Raw genomic sequence first — 18,634 nt, 5'->3', positions numbered from 1 at the left:
AATTAAGGCGTTAGGTTTAGTTGAGGTTGCCATTGGTTGCCAAACAGCCAGGCCGGGTTGATGTCCCCTTCTTTTACGCTGTCCTGCGGTATGTTGTCTGCAAACCAGGCGTAGTCGCCGCCGTCGCGGTGACAGCCGCTGTAGTACACGCGGCGGCCCCATTGCAGTAGGTTGTTGGTTTTGACCTGGTAGATATCCGTATCGGCCATGCGCTGCGAGAAGCGGCAGTCGACCAGGTAGAATTGCGCATCCTTGTGGTAGCGACCGAGCTTGAATCCTTCGTAGCCATCGAAGCGGCAATTCTTCAGCACGGTTTTGAACGAAGGGTTCCCGCTGCCGTCGTGCCAGATCGCCGCCGCGCCGGTGTTGGCGTAGAACGTGCATCCCTCGGCCCAGGCCCAGCCGCGCGGGCAATAGAAATCCACACCGCCTTCCATCAAGCAGTCCTTGAAATAGAACATGCCGTTATCGAGGTTCCAGGGGCTGACGGTATCGCCGGCCCAGGCGCGGAAGCGGCAGTTGACCGCGCGGAGGCGTGTTGCCTTCATGCTCCGCAGCGCCATCTGGTGGCCTTCCTTCGTGATCACGCGCTCGTGCTTCGCCGTATCGAAGGCACAGGCCACCGTGCGCGGCTCCTTGTGGTTGAAGCCGTAGTCGTTGGCCACCGTAAGGTTCTGCAGGGTAATGTCGTTGCCATTGAGGTTCAGCGTGGCCACGCCCCAGTCGTCGGCATGATCGCAGCGCCACTCGTCGCGGGCGATGTCCTGCGTGATGACGGTCGCGTCGCGGTCGTCACCGAGCAGCACGATGTTGTGCTTCGTGATGAAGATCTTCTCGTGGTACACGCCCTTCGCGATCCGGATGAAGCGCGGTGTTGCCGACGAGTCGGAGAGGCTGTTGATCGCATCCTGTATCGAATGGAAATCGGCCTTGCTGCCCGCGGCGGCATTTACCGTAAGGGCACGGTGCTGCGCCGTGCAGCCGGAAGCGGCCAGCAGCGCGAGTCCTGCGAATATGTAGCGCAGGAACATCATGGCAGTGCGTTTCGTTTTTTCCATTCAGGATACTCTTTATCGAGCAGCTCTTTGGGCCAGGTGCCGTACCATCCGTAGCCGATGCGACGCTCGTGCTCTATCTCGGCCAGGTTCCACTTCTTCACGCCGTCGCGGCCGCTGAAGAAGGGACGGTTTGTTTCGATGTCGTAAAAGCGTGCCCATACAACGCCGTTGCTATCGGGCTGCAGGCTGCGGTCCTTGCCTTTCGGAAGACCCGGTGCCGCCACGTCGCCATAGCTGAAGCCTTCGATGCGGCTGGAGCGGAGCCATTCCACGGCGCTTTCGATCGACTGCCGCACGGCGGCCGACGGATGCTCGATCTTCATCAGGAAGGCCACGATGCCCACGCTCTCCATGCCGCTGAGCGACACGAGCTCGAAGGAGCGGGCCTTGACGGGCGCGAAATTGTTCTTGTCGTGCTGCGCGCACCAGCCCGTGAGATGGCCGTGTACCCGCACCTGCGTGTTGAGGATGCAGTCGATACCCTTGTCGACAGCCCATTGCGCGGGCTTCACGAGCTTATGGTTCATCGCTTCGAAGCCGTTGCTCCGATGCGCCACATCCCACAGGATGTTGAGCGCATTGACCATCGCATTGTCGTTGTAGGTAATGGCCTTGCGGTAGCCGCTCGTGTCGGGCCAGAACTGCGGAAAGCCGCCATTGGCGTATTGCATCCGCAGCAGGTAATCCACGCCGTCTTCCGCAGCATGGAGGTAGGCCGCGTTGCCGGTCTTGCCGTAGGCTTTCACGAGGTAGCGGATCTCTTTCGACGTCGCCCAGTTGTCGATGGTGGCGTCGTTGCGGCTCTTGTCGTCGAGAAGGCCGGCGCGCTCGCCTTCGCTGAGCGGCTTGCTGTAGTCGATCTTCACCTCGTCGATATGCTTCGGCCAGCCGCCCACGGCGCGCTGGTACAGCAGCATATTATCGGCAAGCGAATCCTGAGCGCGGAGCAGCGGCGCAGAAAGCAGGAAACCCGCCAGCAGGATATGGTGCAGGCGGGTACTCATTTCGAGGGTTTTTTGGCCAGCCAGCGAACGAGGTCCGTGGCAGCGGCGTAGTTATCGTATTCCGGCGGCAGCTTGCGGCCATCGGTGTATTCGTTGTAGAGCCAGGGATCGCCGAGCGCCAGCACACGGCCCTTGCTGTAGCGGGCCACCGCCATCACGGCCTTGCCTTCTTTCTCGAGCAAGACGGTCGCCGGCGCTTTCACATCCAGCGTCGCGAGCTCCTTGATGTACAGGTTGCGGGCATTGGCAAATACGGCATTGCCCGGGGCCACGGGTACGGCGCCCTGTGCAAACTGGTCTTTCTGCACCATGTTGAAGTGGTCTTCGTTGAAGCGGATCCCGAAGCGGGCAGCCAGCACATTGAAATGCTCCAGGTCGCAGTTGCCCGCGTCGTTGCCAAGGAGCAGGAGCGTCCCCCCGGCCTTCACCCAGTCGGCGATTACCGTGGCGGCCGTATCGTTCATGAAGTGCGGCTGCGCCGTTTCCTTCTCCGTATCAGGATCGACCACGATGTATACAGATGCGCCCTTGAGGCTTTGTGCCGTTGGCGCCGTTTCGAGCGATGCTGTGCGGAAGCCGCTGTTGCGAAACAGCTCAGCAAGCAGCGAAAATCCGCTGTTGGCGCGGTCTTCCCAGGTATAGTGAAAGCGCTGCATCGAGCCGTCAGCGCCTTTCTTCCATTCGTTGTTGAACCAGTAGTCGAGCAGTACCGTCTTGCCGGCGCCGGGACGGGCGTGTTGCAGCAGCGCCACCTCGTTGGCCATGTTGATAAAGGCGCCGACTCCTTTCGGGTCGTTCACGACCACGGGCTCGCTCATGTAGTACGCGAACGAGCCATCGCGGTACGGCGTGCCGCCAAGGCCCGATACGGCCACCGTTCCCTTGAGATCGGTGCGTCCGTTTTCGGTGCTGATAAAATTGCGGATGATGCCGGCATATCCTTTCTGCACGGCAGCTGCATACCTGTTGGGCAGGTAGCCCATGCGGATTCCCTTTGCGAGGGTGTACACCAGCATCGAAGAGGCCGAAGCCTCGAGGTAATTCTTTTGTTCCTTAGGGAGTGTCGGCACGTCGTACCAGGCGCCGCTGGTATCCTGCACCTTCACGACGGCTGCCGCGAAGCGGTTGAGGATGGCAATCAGCGAATCGCGGCCGGGATGCTTTGCGGGATAATAATCGAGCGCATCTACCAGCGCCATTCCATACCAGCCCAGGGCGCGGCCCCAAACGTTCGGCGAAAGACCCGTGCTTCTGTCGGCCCAGCGCTGCTGGCGGGTTTCGTCCCAGCCGTGATACAGCAGGCCCGTCTTCGGGTTGCGGGCGTGCCTTTCGATGAGCACAAACTGGCGGGTGATGTCGTCGAAGGCTTTTTCATTGCCCATTGCCTGCGCATACTGCGCGTAGAAGGGCTGGCCCATGTAGAGACCGTCGAGCCAAACCTGGCCGGGGTATACTTTCTTGTGCCAGAACGAGCCTTCGGAAGTGCGGGGATGCGTGGCGATCTGTGTAAAGAGGTTATCGGCCGCCTTGCGGTATTTCTCCTGCCCGGTCACCTGCCAGAGCGTGAGGAGCACCTTGCCGTTGTTGAGATGGTCGATATTGTATTCGTCGGGCTTGTAGCCGCGCACGGAGCCGTCGGGTTGCACGAAGACGTCCATGCTCCGCTGCATGTAGCGAAACCATTTTCCGTCGCCGGTTGTACGCCAGAGGCCTTCCACGCCCTTGAGCACAACGCCCTGATCGTAGCGCCACTTGGCGACCTTGTCGCCCGGCAGCAGCATCGAGTCGGGCCACAGGGTCATAGCGGTGCCGGCAAGCGCCGCGGCCTGTGTGGCGGGAGACTGCGCGTCGGTACGGGCCGCCGCCAGCGTGAGCAATACAATCGTCCAAAAACTCTTCATGCAGTCGATCCCGTTTTAGTTCCAGGTCACCGCGCCGGAGCGGGCACCATAGGACAGTTCGAGGCCTTTGGCAGCGCCTGTCTTGTCGGTGGAGCGAACCGTGATGCGGTCACTCTTCTCGCCACTGACGTTGAGCAGGAGGTCGGCCTTGCCATATTGAATCTTGTTAAGCGAAATATTCTGGCTGTTGTGAATGTTGAGTACCGGGTTGATGTCGCGCGTGATGAAGCGCACGTTGTTCAGCGTGATTCCGTTGCCTTCGGTCATATCGAGTCCCTTGTTGGCTTCGAGCACCATGTCTTCCAGTACCACGCCCCTGATCGCCATCTCGGGAAGACCACGTACGAAGATGGCCTTCTCCGCGCCGTTGCACACCACACCGCGGATGCGGAAGTTGCGGAACTGCGGCGTTTCCTCGGTCACGGGGAGCGTTTCCACTTTCGGCGGCTCTCGCTTCTCACCGGCCAGCGGCACGGGGTCCTGCGCGGCGTAGTACATGTCGAAGAGGATGGCCTCGCCCGCGATGTCTTTCATTACGGTGTTGGTCACGAAAATATTTTCGACGATGCCGCCGCGGCCACGCGTCGTTTTGAAGCGCAGGCCGATGTCGGTGCCGATAAAGGTGTTGTTGTCGACCCAGATGTTGCGGGCGCCGCCGCTCATCTCCGACCCGATTACGAAACCGCCGTGGGCATGGTAGACCGTATTATTACGGGCAACCAGGTTTTCGGTGGGCATTCCGCGCTTGCGCCCGGCGGCGTCGCGGCCCGATTTGATGCAGATGCCGTCGTCGCCGACGTCGAAGGTGCTGTTTTCGATCAGCACATTTTTGCAGCTTTCCACGTCGATGCCGTCGCCGTTCTGGGCATACCAGGGGTTCTTCACGTACACGCTGCGCACCACGAGGTTTTCGCACATGAGCGGGTGCAGGCACCAGGCCGGTGAGTTCTGGAAGGTGACACCCTGCAGGAGCACATTCTTACAGCTTGTAAACACAAGCATGTTGGGGCGCAGAAAGTCTTTAACGGAGGCGTAGAAGTCGGGCGTCTTTCCGGACTCGATGACGCCGGGGTTTTTCAGGGCGGCCCCGGCCTTGCTTTTCTCGGACGGGTACCATGTTTTTTTATCGTCGCTCAGCACACCGCCGGAGGCTACGAGGCGGCGCCATTGCGTTTCCGTGAGTTTGTCTTTCTTGACCATGCGCCAGGCATCGCCGTTGCCGTCGATAACCCCGTTGCCGGTCACCGCGATGTTGACCGCAGCCTTCGCGTTGAGGGGCGACTGGTTGCGCATCTGCGGGGAGCCTTCCCACTCGCCTTCCACCAGCGGATACTGGTTGAAGTCGCGGGTGTACTGGAGCAGTGCGCCTTTTGCCAGGTGCAGGTTGACGTTGCTTTGCAGGGTTATGGGGCCGGTGAGCCAGAAGCCCGCCGGGATGAGCACAACGCCGCCGCCCTTTTTGCTGCACGCGGTGATGGCGTCGTTGATCGGCTTTGTGTTGAGGGTTTGCCCATCGGCCCTGGCCCCGAAGCGGGTAATGTTGAGTGTATCCTTCCGGAACACAGGGTCCTTCACCATCACCGGCGCCGGCCCTTTCTGGGCGGACAGGGACGCAGAGAACAGCAAGCCGATGATGATCAATTTATATTTCATAGAATTACTTCGAAGTAAAAAAAGGCAGTATAGGGAACTATGCCGCCGGAATAACGATTGCTTGCATCAATAGCCTCAGTTTTGAGAACGGTTGATTGCACAACAAGTCTACTTAGAAAGGGCCTTCCGGCAAGAAGATCAAAAGTCTTTTTTTACGCAATCGTTACCGAAAACGTTACCGGAGCAACGCGGCGCGCCCTTTCGGCGCAAATTGCGCTCCGACGCGGCTTGCGCCGCGCTCGCTCCACCCGCCAACGTCGTGTCAGAGCGCGGTGCGGCAACCGCTGCGCGCGGATGCTTCGGCGGCATCGATAATGCGGATAACATTCAGCCCGTCGGTGCCCGTTACGGGCAGCGGGGCTCCCTCGCGAAGGGCCCGGTAGATGCCGTCGAAATAACCGGCGTAGTCGCCGCGCTCGGTGGGCATCTTGCTGCGTTGCGCGGCATCGCCAGTTCCGGTATGGAGGATGCCTTGCGCCGAGTCGGGCTCAAGGCCCCAGCCAGCGCCGCCACGGCGGCGCCCCTGGAGTAGTCCCGATTCCTGTACGTCGGCGCGCTCCTTCAGGAACGAGCCTTGCGTACCGAAAAGCTGGAAGGCGGGCAGCGGCTCGCGCACGAAGTAGCCGGCATGGAGACGCACGCGGAGCTCGGGGTAGAAAAGAAGCAGGTCCATATTGTCGATGATCTTCGAGCCGGGCCGCAGGCTGCGGAGGTCGGCAAAGAGCGCCTCCGGCATACCAAACAGGTGGAGCGCGGCGTCGATGATGTGCGGGCCAAGGTCGTAGTGCACGCCGGTACCGGGGCGCGGTGTTTCCTTGTGCTCCTTGTGGCTCAGCGCCGGGTTGAAACGATCGAAGTGGATCGCCGCTTCGACGATTTTGCCGAGCACTCCTTCACGGAGCACGCGCTCGACGGTCCGGAAGTCGCTGTCCCAGCGGCGGTTCTGGTACACGGACAAGTGCAGTCCGCGCGCTTCTGCCAGGTGCAGCAGTTCCTCGCCTTCTGCAACGCTCGTGGTAAACGGCTTTTCCACGATCACGTGCTTGCCTGCCTGCAGCGCGGCCCGCGTGTATTCGTAGTGCGTGTAATTGGGCGTATTGACGACAACCAGCTCGATGCGCTCGTCGGCGAGCAGGCTTTCGAGGCTGCTGTAGGAGTGAATGCCGGGGTATTGCTTTTCAGCGTCGCGGCGGCTGCGCTCCCATACGGCGGCCAGCTCAAACCCCGGATGATCGTGGAGAAAGGGCGCGTGAAAGACTTTGCCGGAAAGACCGAAGGAAAGCAGGGCGGTACGTATCGGGGTCACGGTTTCCAGTTTGAGGTTTGAGGTTTGAGGTTTGAAGTTTGGAGTTCGGGTGCCCCACAAAATTACTGTACGCCAAACCCCAAACTCCAAACTGCAAGCTCTATTTCGTGATGCGGAACCAGTCCACATCCACATACCCGGCGTCATTGATCGTTGTGTTGCGGGTACAAAAGAGGCCGAGCTTGGCGCCTTTCCAGCGGCCGGGCAGCGCGACAAACTCGTCGGGCCATTCGGTGAAGCGCTCACCGTCGACGCTCCAGCTGAAGCGGCAGCGCCCGCCCGCCGCAACACGAACCCGTAGATATACGGTCGGAGGCAGCGCGCCGGCGAGCACCGTTGCGGATTCGGCTCCACCCCTGTCGGCATCCGTGCAGCGAAGCCCCAGCAGGCGCAGGCCGCTGCTGTCGCGCTGCAGCGCAAGGGCGGCATAGGCAAGCCCCATCACGGAAAGCCCGGCGCGTTCCTGCAGCTTCGGATTGGGATAAAAAGTGATTTTCGTTGTGGCCGTGAACGTCTCCGCCGGGAACTTCTGCTGCAGCACGTTTGCGGCGCCCCAGAGATTGCGGGCGCTGTCGGGTAGTACGTCGGAGAAGAGGCGCAGCACGCCCTTGCCGGGATCCGCGAAGGCCCACGTCGCTTTCGGGTTGGCGGGCCACTGCCACTGAAGGCCGATCCGGCTCCCATCGAACTCATCGCTTTCAAGCGGCGTTACTCTTGGCCAGGTATGTCCCACGTTGGGCTTTCGGTAGCGCTGCACGGGAATCCCTTTGCCACTCCCCGAAGGATCGGCACCGATCACGGGCCAGCCATTTACCCACTTCATCGGCTGCAGGTGCAGCACGCGTCCATAAGCGTCCTTGTCCTGGAAGTGCAGGAACCAGTCCTCGCCGCTTTGCGTTTGCACCCAGGCGCCCTGGTGCGGACCGTTGACGGGCGAAGTCCCCTGGTCCATGACGACCTTCCGCTCGTAAGGACCGTAAATGTTTTTCGATCGAAGCACGAGCTGCCAGCCCGTCGACACGCCGCCTGCGGGCGCGAAGATGTAGTACCAACCGGCGCGCCTATACAGCTTGGGACCTTCAATGGTCGGATCGGTCGCATGCCCGTCGTATACCAGCACCCCCTCGTCGAGCGTGTGGCTTCCGTCGGCACTGAGACGCTTCAGGGCAAGCACACTTTTGATACCGGCGCGGCTGCCGGCGAAAGCATGCACGAGGTAAGCGCGGCCATCGTCATCCCAGAAAGGACATGGATCAATGAGGCCCTTGCCGGCGAGCACCAGCTGCGGCGCACTCCAGGGACCTTCGGCCTTTTTCGCCTTGAGCAGGAAGATGCCGAAATCGGGATCGGGATAATAGAGGTAAAACGTACCCTTGTGGTAACGCAGCGCCGGCGCCCAGACGCCACCGCCATGCCGCGGCACCGCGAAATGCGCCGCGGGCTCGAGTCGTGTGAGCGCGTGCCCCACAAGGCGCCAGTTGACAAGGTCTTTCGAATGCAGGATCGGAAGACCGGGCATATCCTCAAAGGAAGAAGCGGTGAGGTAGTAATCGTCACCAACGCGGACGGCATCCGGGTCCGAATAATCGGCATGCAGCACCGGGTTTACATAGGTTCCATCCCCCTGGTCCGACAGCCAGGCTTTGGAAAGGGAGTCCTGCGCCCCAGCCCGTACCAGTAGAAATACGGCAGCCGCCGCAAGCAATGCTTTCCGCAACATGCCTTCCATTCGTTATTCGATATTTGATATTCGTTATTCGATATTCGTTATTCACTTCTCCGGGTTCCAGTCACCAAGCACCGTCCTCACCGTGATCCGGTCGGCTTCTTCCTTTGTCAGCTGCCGCGCCCATTTGACGCGGGCTTCCGGGTTGGCGCCGGGGCCGCTGCTGCCAAATTCGGCGAAGCGCGCGGTGGCTTCATTGGCCGGGTTCTTCCAGTTGTTCCAGCCCTCGGGGATGATATGGCCGCCGAGCCAGCAGCGGATATAGGTCACCGAGGCAGTGGGGCTCCAGGGTCGGCCCAGCGATACTTTGTTGATACCCGAATCGGCAGTAAGGCGGCAGTCGAAAAACACGAACCCAAAAGGAATGATGCTGTTGGTGGAAGCCGCCGTTACATGCGAGTTCTTTTTGCTGTGGATGTGACAGTTGCGGAATACGGCCGTGGCCGCGCCGAAGATGAAGTCGGTGGTACCGTCGATCTCGCAATCGCGGAAATAGTGCTTCACACCGGATCCGCTGAGGAAGAGCACGTCCTGGAAACCGGTCATCCGGCAATTGCGGAAGGCTGCGCGGTTGCCTTCCACCCGGAGCGCCACGGCCTGCCCGGCGGTAAAGCCGGCATCGTTGCGGAACGTTATGTTCTCGGCGCTGAAGTCATTCCCATACACAAAGGCCGTGGCGCAGGTCCACGTGTTGAGTGTATCGCCGTTGGGTAGCCGCGTACCCGCATGGTTGTTGAACGTGATGACGGTGGCGTCGCGGTCCTCTCCTACCAGGCGTACAAAGCCCTTGGTGGCATCTACGATCACGACTTCGGAGTAAACGCCTTTCTTCACGAAAATGGTGAGCGGCTTGTGGTTTCCTTCCGGCACCGCGTTGAGGGCGGCCTGCACGCTGCGGAACCGGCCACTGCCGTCCCGGGCTACAACCCAGTCGCCCTTTTTCTGGGCACCGGCAACGAATGTCGCAAACAGTAGAAGTACGGATAGGATGCTTTTCACGAAAAAATAGTTTGGGGGATTCTTTCTTATCATTTTCTAATGAGCGGATCAGGTATAAACAAGGATGCCGGCAAAATGCCGGCATCCTCGCTATTTTATTTTTTCACAAACGGTTGCGTGATCCGTTGCGTGCCGTCTTCAAACACGGCGTAGTACACTCCTTGCGACAGCTTGCTGATGTCGATCGTGGTTTCGGCAGCACCCATCGAGGCGCCGAGAACCTGTACCCGCTGACCGGCAGCGTTGTAGATCGAGATCGTGCCGGCGCGGTGGTCGCGCGGATGCACGAAGTAAATCTGGTTGAAGGCCGGTACCGGGTAGATCGCGTAGCTCGCGGTCGCACCCGAGGTAGTACCTGTTACGTCCACGTTCAGTACGGCCGCGCCGGTTGTGCTGTGCGTGATGATGCCGTTGTAGTTGCCTACGGTGCCGGCATTGAGGCGGATGCTGATCAGCACCTGCCCGCCTGTTCCGGAAATAACCAGCGGCGCGAAGCTCCAGGTGCGGCCCGTGTCGAGCGACAGCTGGTAACCGGCGGGCGCCGTTACCGTGGTGCTGCCAACAAGCGCGTTGCCCGTGAGCACATAGGATTGTACGGCCGAAGGCTGCCCGAGCTGCTGGAAGAACGGCTGCAGCGGCGTACCCGAAACGGTCAGCGAGGGCGGCGCAACCGCGGTTCCATTAACGGCAACGTTGCGCGTTGTAGCACCCGTGCTGGCGTGTACGATGTTGCCTCCGTAGGTGCCGGGCGTAGTCGCATTGAGGCGCACAAACAGCTGCGTGCTGCTCAGTGTGCCCGAAACCGGCGTCAGGGTTACCGAGCTGCTCCAGGTTGTACCATCGAGCGACACCTGGTAGTTGGCAGGCGCCGTCACGGTTACCGCGGCCGTCAGGTTCTGACCCGACACGTTGTAGGATTGCGTGGCGCTCGGGCTACCGATCGTTTGCGTGAAGGCCGACAGCGAGGACGTCGCTACCGAAACCGTGGGCGGCAGTACCGCTACACCGTTCACGGGTACGTTCACCGTGGTGAAGCCAGTGCCCGTGTGCACGATGTTGCCGTTGTACGTACCGGCGGCCGATGCATTGAGGCGAACGGAGATCGTAGTGGGAGCGATCGTGCCCGATACAGGTGTCAGCACCAGCGGGTTGCTGTTGTTGAACCATGTCGTACCGCCGTCGGCCGAAATTTCGTAACCGGCGGGCGGGGCGATCGTGAGGTTGCTAACCAGGTTGGCGGCCGAGAGGCTGTAGGTCTGCACGGCGGAAGGTGTACCCACTGTCTGTGCGAAGTTGCTCAGCGAAGCCGTTACCGTAACCGAGGGCGGCAATACGGCCACACCGGTTACCGGGATGCTTAGCGACGTTGCGCCGCTGCTGGCAACACTGATGTTACCGTTATAGGTACCAGCGGCCGAGGCATTGAGGCGAACGCTAATGGTCGTCGTTGCCAGCGTGCCCGAAGCCGGTGTGAGCGAGAGCGGCGTGCTGTTGGTGAACCAGGTGGCGCCAGCATCGGCCGACACTTCATAGCCGGCAGGCGGCGTTACCGTCACGGCGCTGCTGAGGGCGCTGCCGGAGATCGTGAAGGTCTGCACCGCGGAAGGCGTGCCCACGGTTTGCGAGAAGTTGCCCAGCGTGCCGTTGCTGATGAGCGTCGGCGTACCCGAGGTGATACCGGTTACGGGGACATTCACAACGGTTGCGGTGCCGCTCGTGTGAACGATGTTGCCGCCATAGGTTCCCGATGTCGGCGCATTGAGACGCACCGTGATCGTGGTGCTGCCGATGCCGCCCGATGTGGGGGTAAGTACCAGCGGCGTTGTGCTGTTGAACCAGGTTGCACCACCGTCTGCCGACACTTCGTAATTGGCCGGCGGCGTGATGGTCAGGTTGGTCGCCAGGTTAAAGCCGCGAACCGTGTAGGTCTGCACAGCCGAGGGAGAGCCGAGGGTTTGGGAGAAGGCACCCATGCTGCTGCTGGCCACGATCGTGGGGATGGCAGCCGTGTTGCCGGTTACCGCTACGTTGGCTGTCGTGCCCGTAGCGATCGTATTCTGAACGTTGCCCGAGTAAGCACCCACAGCAGTGGCGTTGAGGCGCACCTGCACGGTGGTAGCGGCTACCGTGCCGGAAGTCGGCTGGAGCACGATCGGGGTGACGTTGTTGTACCAGGTAACGCCGTCGAGCGACACTTCATAGTTGGCCGGCGGAAGCACGAGCAGCGGCGTGGTCAGGTTGCTGCCCGATACCGTGTAGCTCTGGGGCGCCGAGGGCAGGCCAAGTGTTTGGCTGAAGGCCGGGAGCGTCGTGGGCGATGCGCTGATCGTGGGCAGCGGCACCGTGATATCGGTGGGCACGCCTTTCACGATGACATCTTTTACCAATGCATAGCGTCCTGCGGTCGACGAGCTGCAGCTGTAGTAGATGCGGACCGTCAGCGAGTCGCCGGGCTGGATGGTCACGCCCGTCGTGCCGTTGAGGGCAAGGCGGTAGTTATCGGTCGGGCCCGAGGTCTGGTTGTTCAGCAGGATCGGGTTGGTGAACGGACCGGGGTTGCTGCTTACGTTGGCAGAGTCGGTTGCGAAGCCGGTCTTCGACCAGACCACGCCCAGCTTGGTGCTGCTGGAGGAGTTATAGAAGGCCGAGGTAATGATGAAGGAGTCGATGAGGAGGCGATAGTTCGAGTTCGCTTTTACAACGAACTGCTCGTACATCGTGCGGTTCAGGTTGCCACCGGGGCCGCCCGAGGCGCTCGACCAGAGGCCGTCGCCGGCTGCAGAGGCGCTGATGGCCTGGCCGCGGGCCACGGAGTACGGGGGAACAACCGCCACCTGCACACCGTTGGAAACCGTAAAGGTCCGGAAGCGGGTCGTGCTGGGCGCAACGGCTACGGAGCGGACGTTGGCGCTGTCGTTGTTATTCTGCGTCATCGGCCACCACTGCAGCACCTGCTCCGTTACCGGAACGATGATGGCGGTGGTTCCGGTTACCGGTACGTTCACCGAGGTAGCACCGGGGCTGCTCAGTACGACGTCGCCCGACCAGGTGCCCAGCGAGGGCGAGTTGAGGCGGATGCTGAGCGGCGTGCTGGCAACGGCGCCGCCGGTTTGCGCAAGCACGAGCGGGTTGCTGCTGTTGTACCAGGTGGCACCATTGCTCGATACCTCGTAGTTGGCCGGCGGCGTGATGGTCAGGTCGTCGGTGAGGTTGGCGCCTGAAACGGTAACCGTCTGCGTGGCCGACGGCGTGCCGATGTTTTGCGAGAAGGCATTGAGCGTGCCGCTTACGTTGATCGTCTGCACGTTCGAGATCGACACCGTATCGGTTGTGTGCGAGGCAAAGCCGCCCTTCGAAGCAACGAGGTAATAGTAATAAGCCGTACCCGAGGTCGGGAGGGCGTCGGTATAGTTGAAATAGTACAGCGTGTCGTTGGGATTGCTGAAGGTGTTAACGACGCTGTAGCCGCCGTTGCGGGTCGTGGAGCGGTACAGCTCGTAGGTCACGCCGGGCATGTTCCAGGAAATGTTCCAGTCGAGGCTGCCGCTGCTCACGCCTTTGCTGGCGCGGAAATTCGACACGGCAATGTTGGGGGCCTGGTAGGAGCACATCTGCGTCGAGACGGTGCAGGGATCCCAGGTGCCGAACAGGTTGCTGTTCGTGTAGTTGGCGGCTTGGGCGGCGCTGAGCTGCTGCGACCACGATACGCGCGAGGCGGTATTCACGAGGGCGCCTGTGAAATCCTTGCTCAGGTACTCAGCATAATCGATGCCCGATGTTGTGGTCGTGGCATCCCAGGTAGTCCAGCCTTCGGGCGCGATGCTGTAACCCATCGTGCTGTTGAGGAAGGTCGTGCGGTTGTTGAGGATCTGCGGCGTTACCGTCGTCGTGTTCTGCCAGGGACGGCCGAGGAAGTACGTCGTGGCGCCGTTGTTGTCGGCGATGCGTGTGTTGCGGAAAACGAGGCCATAGTTCTGGCCCGTAGGTGTGTTGGCGGCCGTGATAAACGAGTTGCCGGAAGCGGTACGTGCCTTCGGGAAGATGGTGCAGGAATCGAACAGGGCAATGGCCGATCCGAAGATGAAGTCCACGTTGCCGTCGATATAGCACTTATTGAAGTAAGCGCGGGGGTTGCCGGCGCCTTTCAGGTACAGGGTATCCTGGTTGCCGAGGAAGCGGCAGTTCTTGAACGAAGCGCGGTCGTTGTTCACGAGCACTGCTACTGCCTGCGAGCCGTCGCCGAAGAAGTTGGCGAAGGTGATGTTGAGCGCCGAGAAGTCGGTGGCGTTGATGGTCACGCTCGCCGAGCCCGACGTGCCGAGAACCGTTGCGGGGTCATCATAATAGACAATTACGTTGGCCACGCTCTCCCCTACCAGCTGGATAAAGGGCTTGGTGGAAGGCACCACGATCTTCTCGCGGTACTTGCCGTTCTTGATATAAATAACCCAGGGCGTTGTCGAGGCCGTAGGAGCGGCGTCGATGGCGGCCTGCACGGTGGCGTAGTTGCCCGTACCGTCTTTGGCCACGGTAGCGTTCACACCCGTGGGCGCCGATACGGCGATACCGTCCACCGCGATGTTCTGGGTGATCGACGAGGTCGTGTTCACGATGCTGCCGCTGTAGGCGCCGGCGGCCGATGCGTTCATCCGTACATATACGGTAGACGATGTGAGGTTGCCGTTGACGACGCTGATGTTGGCGCTCGGGCCCCAGGTGCTGGCGTCGGCCGATACCTGGAAGTTGGCCGGGGCCGTGATGCTCACGTTCGACGTCAGGTTGCTGCCGGTGAGGCTATAGGTCTTGAACGCGGAGGCGCTGCCCACGGTCTGGGCGAAGCCGGTGAGGTTGCCGCTTACCGAGAAGCTCGGGTTGGTGGTAATGCTGTTGAGGTAGTTCTCGAGGTTGGTGTAGCCGTTGGCTGCGATGCCGCCACGGTCGGAGGGATCGCTCGAATTGAGGCCATGGCTTGCTTCCCAGCTGTCGGGCATGCCGTCGTGGTCGGTATCGACGGGCGCCGCGCCCGAGCTCAGGGCCGGCCAGGCATTCACCGTCGACGCATAGGCTGTGTTGTGCGGGTAGCCGCCCTGCACGTCGATGATGCGTCCGGTGCGGTTCAGCACATCGTTCACGATGCGCTGGTCGAGCGTGTCGCGCGCGGGCAGCGTGGCACCGGCCTGCTGCAGCACGAGGCTGTAGGCCGAAGCGGCATCCTGCGTCGTCAGCGGCACGATCGTGAAGGGAGTGGTTACCTTGGCGAGCGCCGTGTCGGCAGCAGTTCCGCCGTCCATCGTAACGCCCTTCCAGTTGTTGGCCGTGTTGGTGGTAGAGCCGTCAACATAGTTGCCGTTGATATAGTATTTACCATACGGGATGGCCGGACCGCTCGCCTGCTTGTAGGGATTGGCTACGCGGAACTTAACGCCGCTGCTGGTCGACGGACCGTACTTGTAGTAGTTGTTGACGATGTTGTAGTTGCCGCCTTCGCCACCGTAAACGTTGTTGATGCCCCAGTTGTAGAGCACGTTGTTCACGAAATCAACATTCTCGAGGCCGGGTGTATTGGGCGACAGGTTGCGTACGCCGTCGAAGCGCGGTGTGCGGCTCTGGCAATGGGCGTAGAGGTTGTGGTGGATCGATACGTGCTTTCCGCCCTGGATGCCGCCATAGCCGTGGTTTTCCACGCCCGAGCCTTCATCGTGGTACGAATAGTTGAGGGGCTCGGTGATGAAGTTCCACTGCAGCGTGGTGCTGTCGCCGCTGTAGATGGACAGCGCCTCGTCATCCGACCAGCTAACGGAGCAATGGTCGATGATCACGTTCTTATAGCTGTTGCCGTTGGTGCCGAGGGCGTCATCGTTACCAAGCGATGCTGCCTGGTTCTTGTCGCCCATACGGAAGCGCAGGTGGCGGATGATCACGTTGTTGCCGGCGATGAGCACCGGGTAGTCGGCGAGGCAGATGCCACCGCCGGGCGCGGTCTGGCCGGCCAGCGTTACGTTCGACTTGATCGACAGCGTTGACGTAAGATGGATGATACCGGCCACGCGGAACACGATGGTGCGGTAGGGTGCCGTTGCCTGGCTTACCTGGAGCGCATAGCGCAGCGAGCCCGGGTTGTTGTCGTCGTTCAGGTTCGTCACCTCGTACACCGTGGTTGGCGTAGCCGTGGTGCCGCGCCCGCCCGACGCATAGCGGCCCGCGCCTTCAGCGCCCGGGAAAGCCGGTTGCTGGGCGTGCGCGCCGAAGGCCGTCAGCAGGCTGCAAAGCAGCACGCATGCCTGTAGCCGGGTGCGATTCAGGAAAGCAAGTGTAGCATTGGTTTGCATAAAAGCAGTTTGTTCGTGAGTGATCATTTTTTGGGTTCAACCGGTTTGCGGATATGCTGCGCGAGGCCAAGATCGAGATCCCGGATGCCTTGCAGGATGATCTGGGCCACCTTGCGGGCGCCCAGCTCGTTAAAATGTGTATTGTCGATTTTCCCGTCGGGGTAGTTGGGATGCTCGCCCTTTTCGAGCTGGAGAAACAGCAGCTTCGATCCCTCGGCGCCGAATTGCTGGTAGAGCGCCTTCGTCTTTTCATCGGCCTCGATGAGCGGCACGTTCTGCTCGCGGGCTACGTCGCGCACCAGCGGGGCGTACTCGGCGTGCGTCTCCACGGCGTTTCCCGCCTCGTCGAACTTGCGGCGCGATACCGGTGTCAGCAGCACGGGGATGGCCTTGCGGGCTCGGGTTTCGCTGATAAAGCGCAGCAGGTTGGCGCGGTATTGCTCCGGCGTCGTGTAGCGGTCTGTCTTCTCCTTCGATTCGTCGTTGTGGCCGAACTGTATAAATACGTAATCACCTTCCTGCAGGTTGTCGGCAACGGGCTGCCAGAGTCCTTCCGAAAGAAAGGTGCGCGTGCTGCGCCCGTTCTTCGCCCGGTTGTCGACCTCGATGCTGGAGTCGAAGAAATACGCGAAGGGCATGCCCCAGCCCGTTTCGGGGTAGGCGCGCACTTCCTTGTTGGCACAGGTGGAGTCGCCGATGAGGTATACCCGGGTCTTCCGCGGCGGCAGCGCAAAGGCAAGCAGCAGGGCAGCACAAAGCAAAAGGGACAGACGTTTCATACAGCGTTCGGAGGAGCGGGCGGATTAATTATAACCGGGGTTTTGCGTCATGAGCGGGTTGGCATCGCGCACGGCCTGCGGAATCGGCAGTAGCTCGGAGCGGCCTGCGGTGAAGCCAAGCGCGTAGCGCGCCAGGGCCGTGGTACCGATGGCGTTGATAGGCGCCGACGACGTGGGCGCCACTATCCAGTTCACCGACGTGGTGCCCGCGGGAGTCGATGTGGGCGAGGGCGCATAGTACGAGTTGGCCCAGATCGTGGCGTCATCGGCGGTAGCACCGGTGCGGTAGTACATCTTCGCGGGAAGCGTGTTGTAGGGCGCCTGCGCTTTCGACATAAGATCAAGCGCGGTCTTGGTGGCCTGGATCTTCGTAGCCAGCAGGTTCCAGCGAATGAGGTCGAACTTGCGAACGCCTTCGCCACCCAGCTCGAGCGAGCGCTCTTTCACCAGGGCGTCGAAGAAGGCCTGCTTGCTGAGGCCGGCGGGAAGATCCACCGAGGCATCGGGCGTCAGCAGGGGCTTGCCGAAGCCGCGGCGACGCACCATGTTGATGGCATCGTAGGCCGCGGACGTGGGGCCGTTATTTAGCTCGTTCTCCGCTTCGGCAAACATCAGCAGCACGTCGGAGTAGCGCAGGATCTGCCACTTGAGGCTGAAGTACTGGGCCTGGCTCGTTGCCGCAATGATCGGCGTGATCCAGTCGCGGCGGTACTTGCCGTCGTTCATCGCCGTGATCGCCTGGCCGGTCTTCGACACACCGTCGGCACCCACGATATAGGGCGCTACGGTCACATCGCGACGGAGGTCGAGCGGATCAAAGCTGTAGAAATACGTAGGAAGAATATTGAGGGCGCGGTTGCCGAACCCGTTTACGGTGGGGCCGTTGTAGTAACCCAGCTTCGAGTCTTCGGCACCACTTACGCCGACGCCGCTGGCCTGGAACATCAATTCGCCGTTGGGGTCGGCCGAGGTGCGCGATCCCACCTGGTCTTTCCACAGCGCGCGGAAGCTCGGGTTGAGGCTGTGCTGACCAGACTGCATAATGGCGAAAGCCTCGTCGCGGGCTACCTGGTACCAGGTGGCGTAGTCGCTGCGGCGCTCCATCTGGCCGTTCTGGCGCAGCGAGTAGCCGCCGCGGAACAGCGCGATGCGGGCGCGCAGGCCTTTCACCGTGCCTTTCGTGATACGCTCGTTGGGCGCGTCGCCGATCGTGCTCAGCTCGTTGCGCCAGGGCACAAGTGCGGACGCCTCCTGGAGATCGGCGAGAATATGGTTGTACAGCGTGTCGCGGTCAACACGGGTAGGGTTCGGGTTGGCAACCACCTCGTTCTTGGCCGAAGTGAAGTGCGCGGGCAGGTCGCCCCAGTTGCGGATGGCCTCGAAGTAAAACTGCGCGCGGAGCGTCAGCGCTTCGCCGTACATGCGGCGGAGCTGCGCTTTTTCCTGCTCGGTACCGCTCGTGTACTTCGCCATCTTCGGGATGTTGTCGATACACTGGTTCGCAAACTCGATGCCCTGGAACAGCTGCGCGTAGGGCCCGATCAGCTGCGCGTTGCCGGCCGTGGCCTGGTAGCGCGCGATGTCGCGGCGGTCGTTATCGCTTGTTCCGACGTTACCGGTCGGCCCCTGCATCTCGTCGTTGTCGACGGTGTAGTACATGCTCAGGCGGATGCCGTAGCCGTTGTCGCCAACAAGCCGGCTGTATGCCGACATCAGCGCGCCATAGGCTCCGGGTACATCGTTGAACACCGTTTCGGTGCTCAGCTCGGTAATGGGTTTCTGGTCGAGGAACTTCTTGCAGCCGGCAAGGCCCAGGCCGAGGAAGGCGGTCGATACCACGAGTAGCTTCGGGGAAAACGTGATCTTCATATAGCGCGTG

Annotated in this window: 10 protein-coding genes; all 10 read right to left on the bottom strand. The window is 61.2% G+C overall.

Features of this window, described 5'->3' with window-relative positions; translation table 11 throughout:
* Positions 1 to 2: 2 nt before the first annotated feature.
* The 10 genes from ACYU7Z_RS14960 to ACYU7Z_RS14915 all read right to left on the bottom strand — a co-directional run bounded on the left by ACYU7Z_RS14960 (position 3) and on the right by ACYU7Z_RS14915 (position 18,624).
* Positions 3 to 1,058, bottom strand: coding sequence for a pectinesterase family protein (locus ACYU7Z_RS14960; RefSeq protein ID WP_460571883.1), 1,056 nt, complete (start codon positions 1,056 to 1,058; stop codon positions 3 to 5).
* The gene (gene pelA / locus ACYU7Z_RS14955) at positions 1,031 to 2,062 is read right to left on the bottom strand and encodes a pectate lyase (protein WP_460571881.1); all 1,032 of its coding nucleotides are present in this window, start codon (positions 2,060 to 2,062) and stop codon (positions 1,031 to 1,033) included. Before pelA ends, ACYU7Z_RS14960 begins: the two co-directional genes overlap by 28 nt.
* Positions 2,059 to 3,963: a glycoside hydrolase family 88 protein gene (locus ACYU7Z_RS14950; protein ID WP_460571878.1), complete on the bottom strand. Its 1,905-nt coding sequence runs from the start codon at positions 3,961 to 3,963 to the stop codon at positions 2,059 to 2,061. Before ACYU7Z_RS14950 ends, pelA begins: the two co-directional genes overlap by 4 nt.
* A gap of 15 nt (positions 3,964 to 3,978) precedes the next feature.
* Positions 3,979 to 5,616 (bottom strand): glycoside hydrolase family 28 protein, encoded by a 1,638-nt coding sequence (locus ACYU7Z_RS14945; RefSeq protein WP_460571876.1) that lies wholly within the window; start codon positions 5,614 to 5,616, stop codon positions 3,979 to 3,981.
* 262 nt (positions 5,617 to 5,878) lie between these two features.
* The gene (locus tag ACYU7Z_RS14940; protein WP_460571875.1) at positions 5,879 to 6,922 is read right to left on the bottom strand and encodes an oxidoreductase; all 1,044 of its coding nucleotides are present in this window, start codon (positions 6,920 to 6,922) and stop codon (positions 5,879 to 5,881) included.
* A gap of 100 nt (positions 6,923 to 7,022) precedes the next feature.
* Positions 7,023 to 8,651, bottom strand: a complete 1,629-nt coding sequence (locus ACYU7Z_RS14935; RefSeq protein WP_460571873.1) for a glycoside hydrolase family 43 protein — start codon at positions 8,649 to 8,651, stop codon at positions 7,023 to 7,025.
* 42 nt (positions 8,652 to 8,693) lie between these two features.
* The gene (locus ACYU7Z_RS14930) at positions 8,694 to 9,647 is read right to left on the bottom strand and encodes a pectinesterase family protein (protein WP_460571871.1); all 954 of its coding nucleotides are present in this window, start codon (positions 9,645 to 9,647) and stop codon (positions 8,694 to 8,696) included.
* A 95-nt stretch (positions 9,648 to 9,742) separates the two neighbouring features.
* Positions 9,743 to 15,976 carry a pectinesterase family protein gene (locus ACYU7Z_RS14925; protein WP_460571869.1) on the bottom strand — a complete coding sequence of 2,078 codons (6,234 nt, stop codon included), beginning with the start codon at positions 15,974 to 15,976 and terminating at the stop codon, positions 9,743 to 9,745.
* A 23-nt stretch (positions 15,977 to 15,999) separates the two neighbouring features.
* Positions 16,000 to 16,755, bottom strand: a complete 756-nt coding sequence (locus ACYU7Z_RS14920) for a rhamnogalacturonan acetylesterase (protein ID WP_460571867.1) — start codon at positions 16,753 to 16,755, stop codon at positions 16,000 to 16,002.
* Positions 16,756 to 16,779: 24 nt separating this feature from the next.
* Entirely contained in the window at positions 16,780 to 18,624 is a 1,845-nt protein-coding gene (locus ACYU7Z_RS14915) for a RagB/SusD family nutrient uptake outer membrane protein (protein WP_460571865.1), read from the bottom strand.
* Positions 18,625 to 18,634: the final 10 nt, after the last annotated feature.

Source organism: Flaviaestuariibacter terrae (assembly GCF_054777635.1).
The sequence above is the reverse complement of the archived record's forward strand: the minus strand, read 5'-3'. Positions and strand labels throughout refer to the sequence as shown.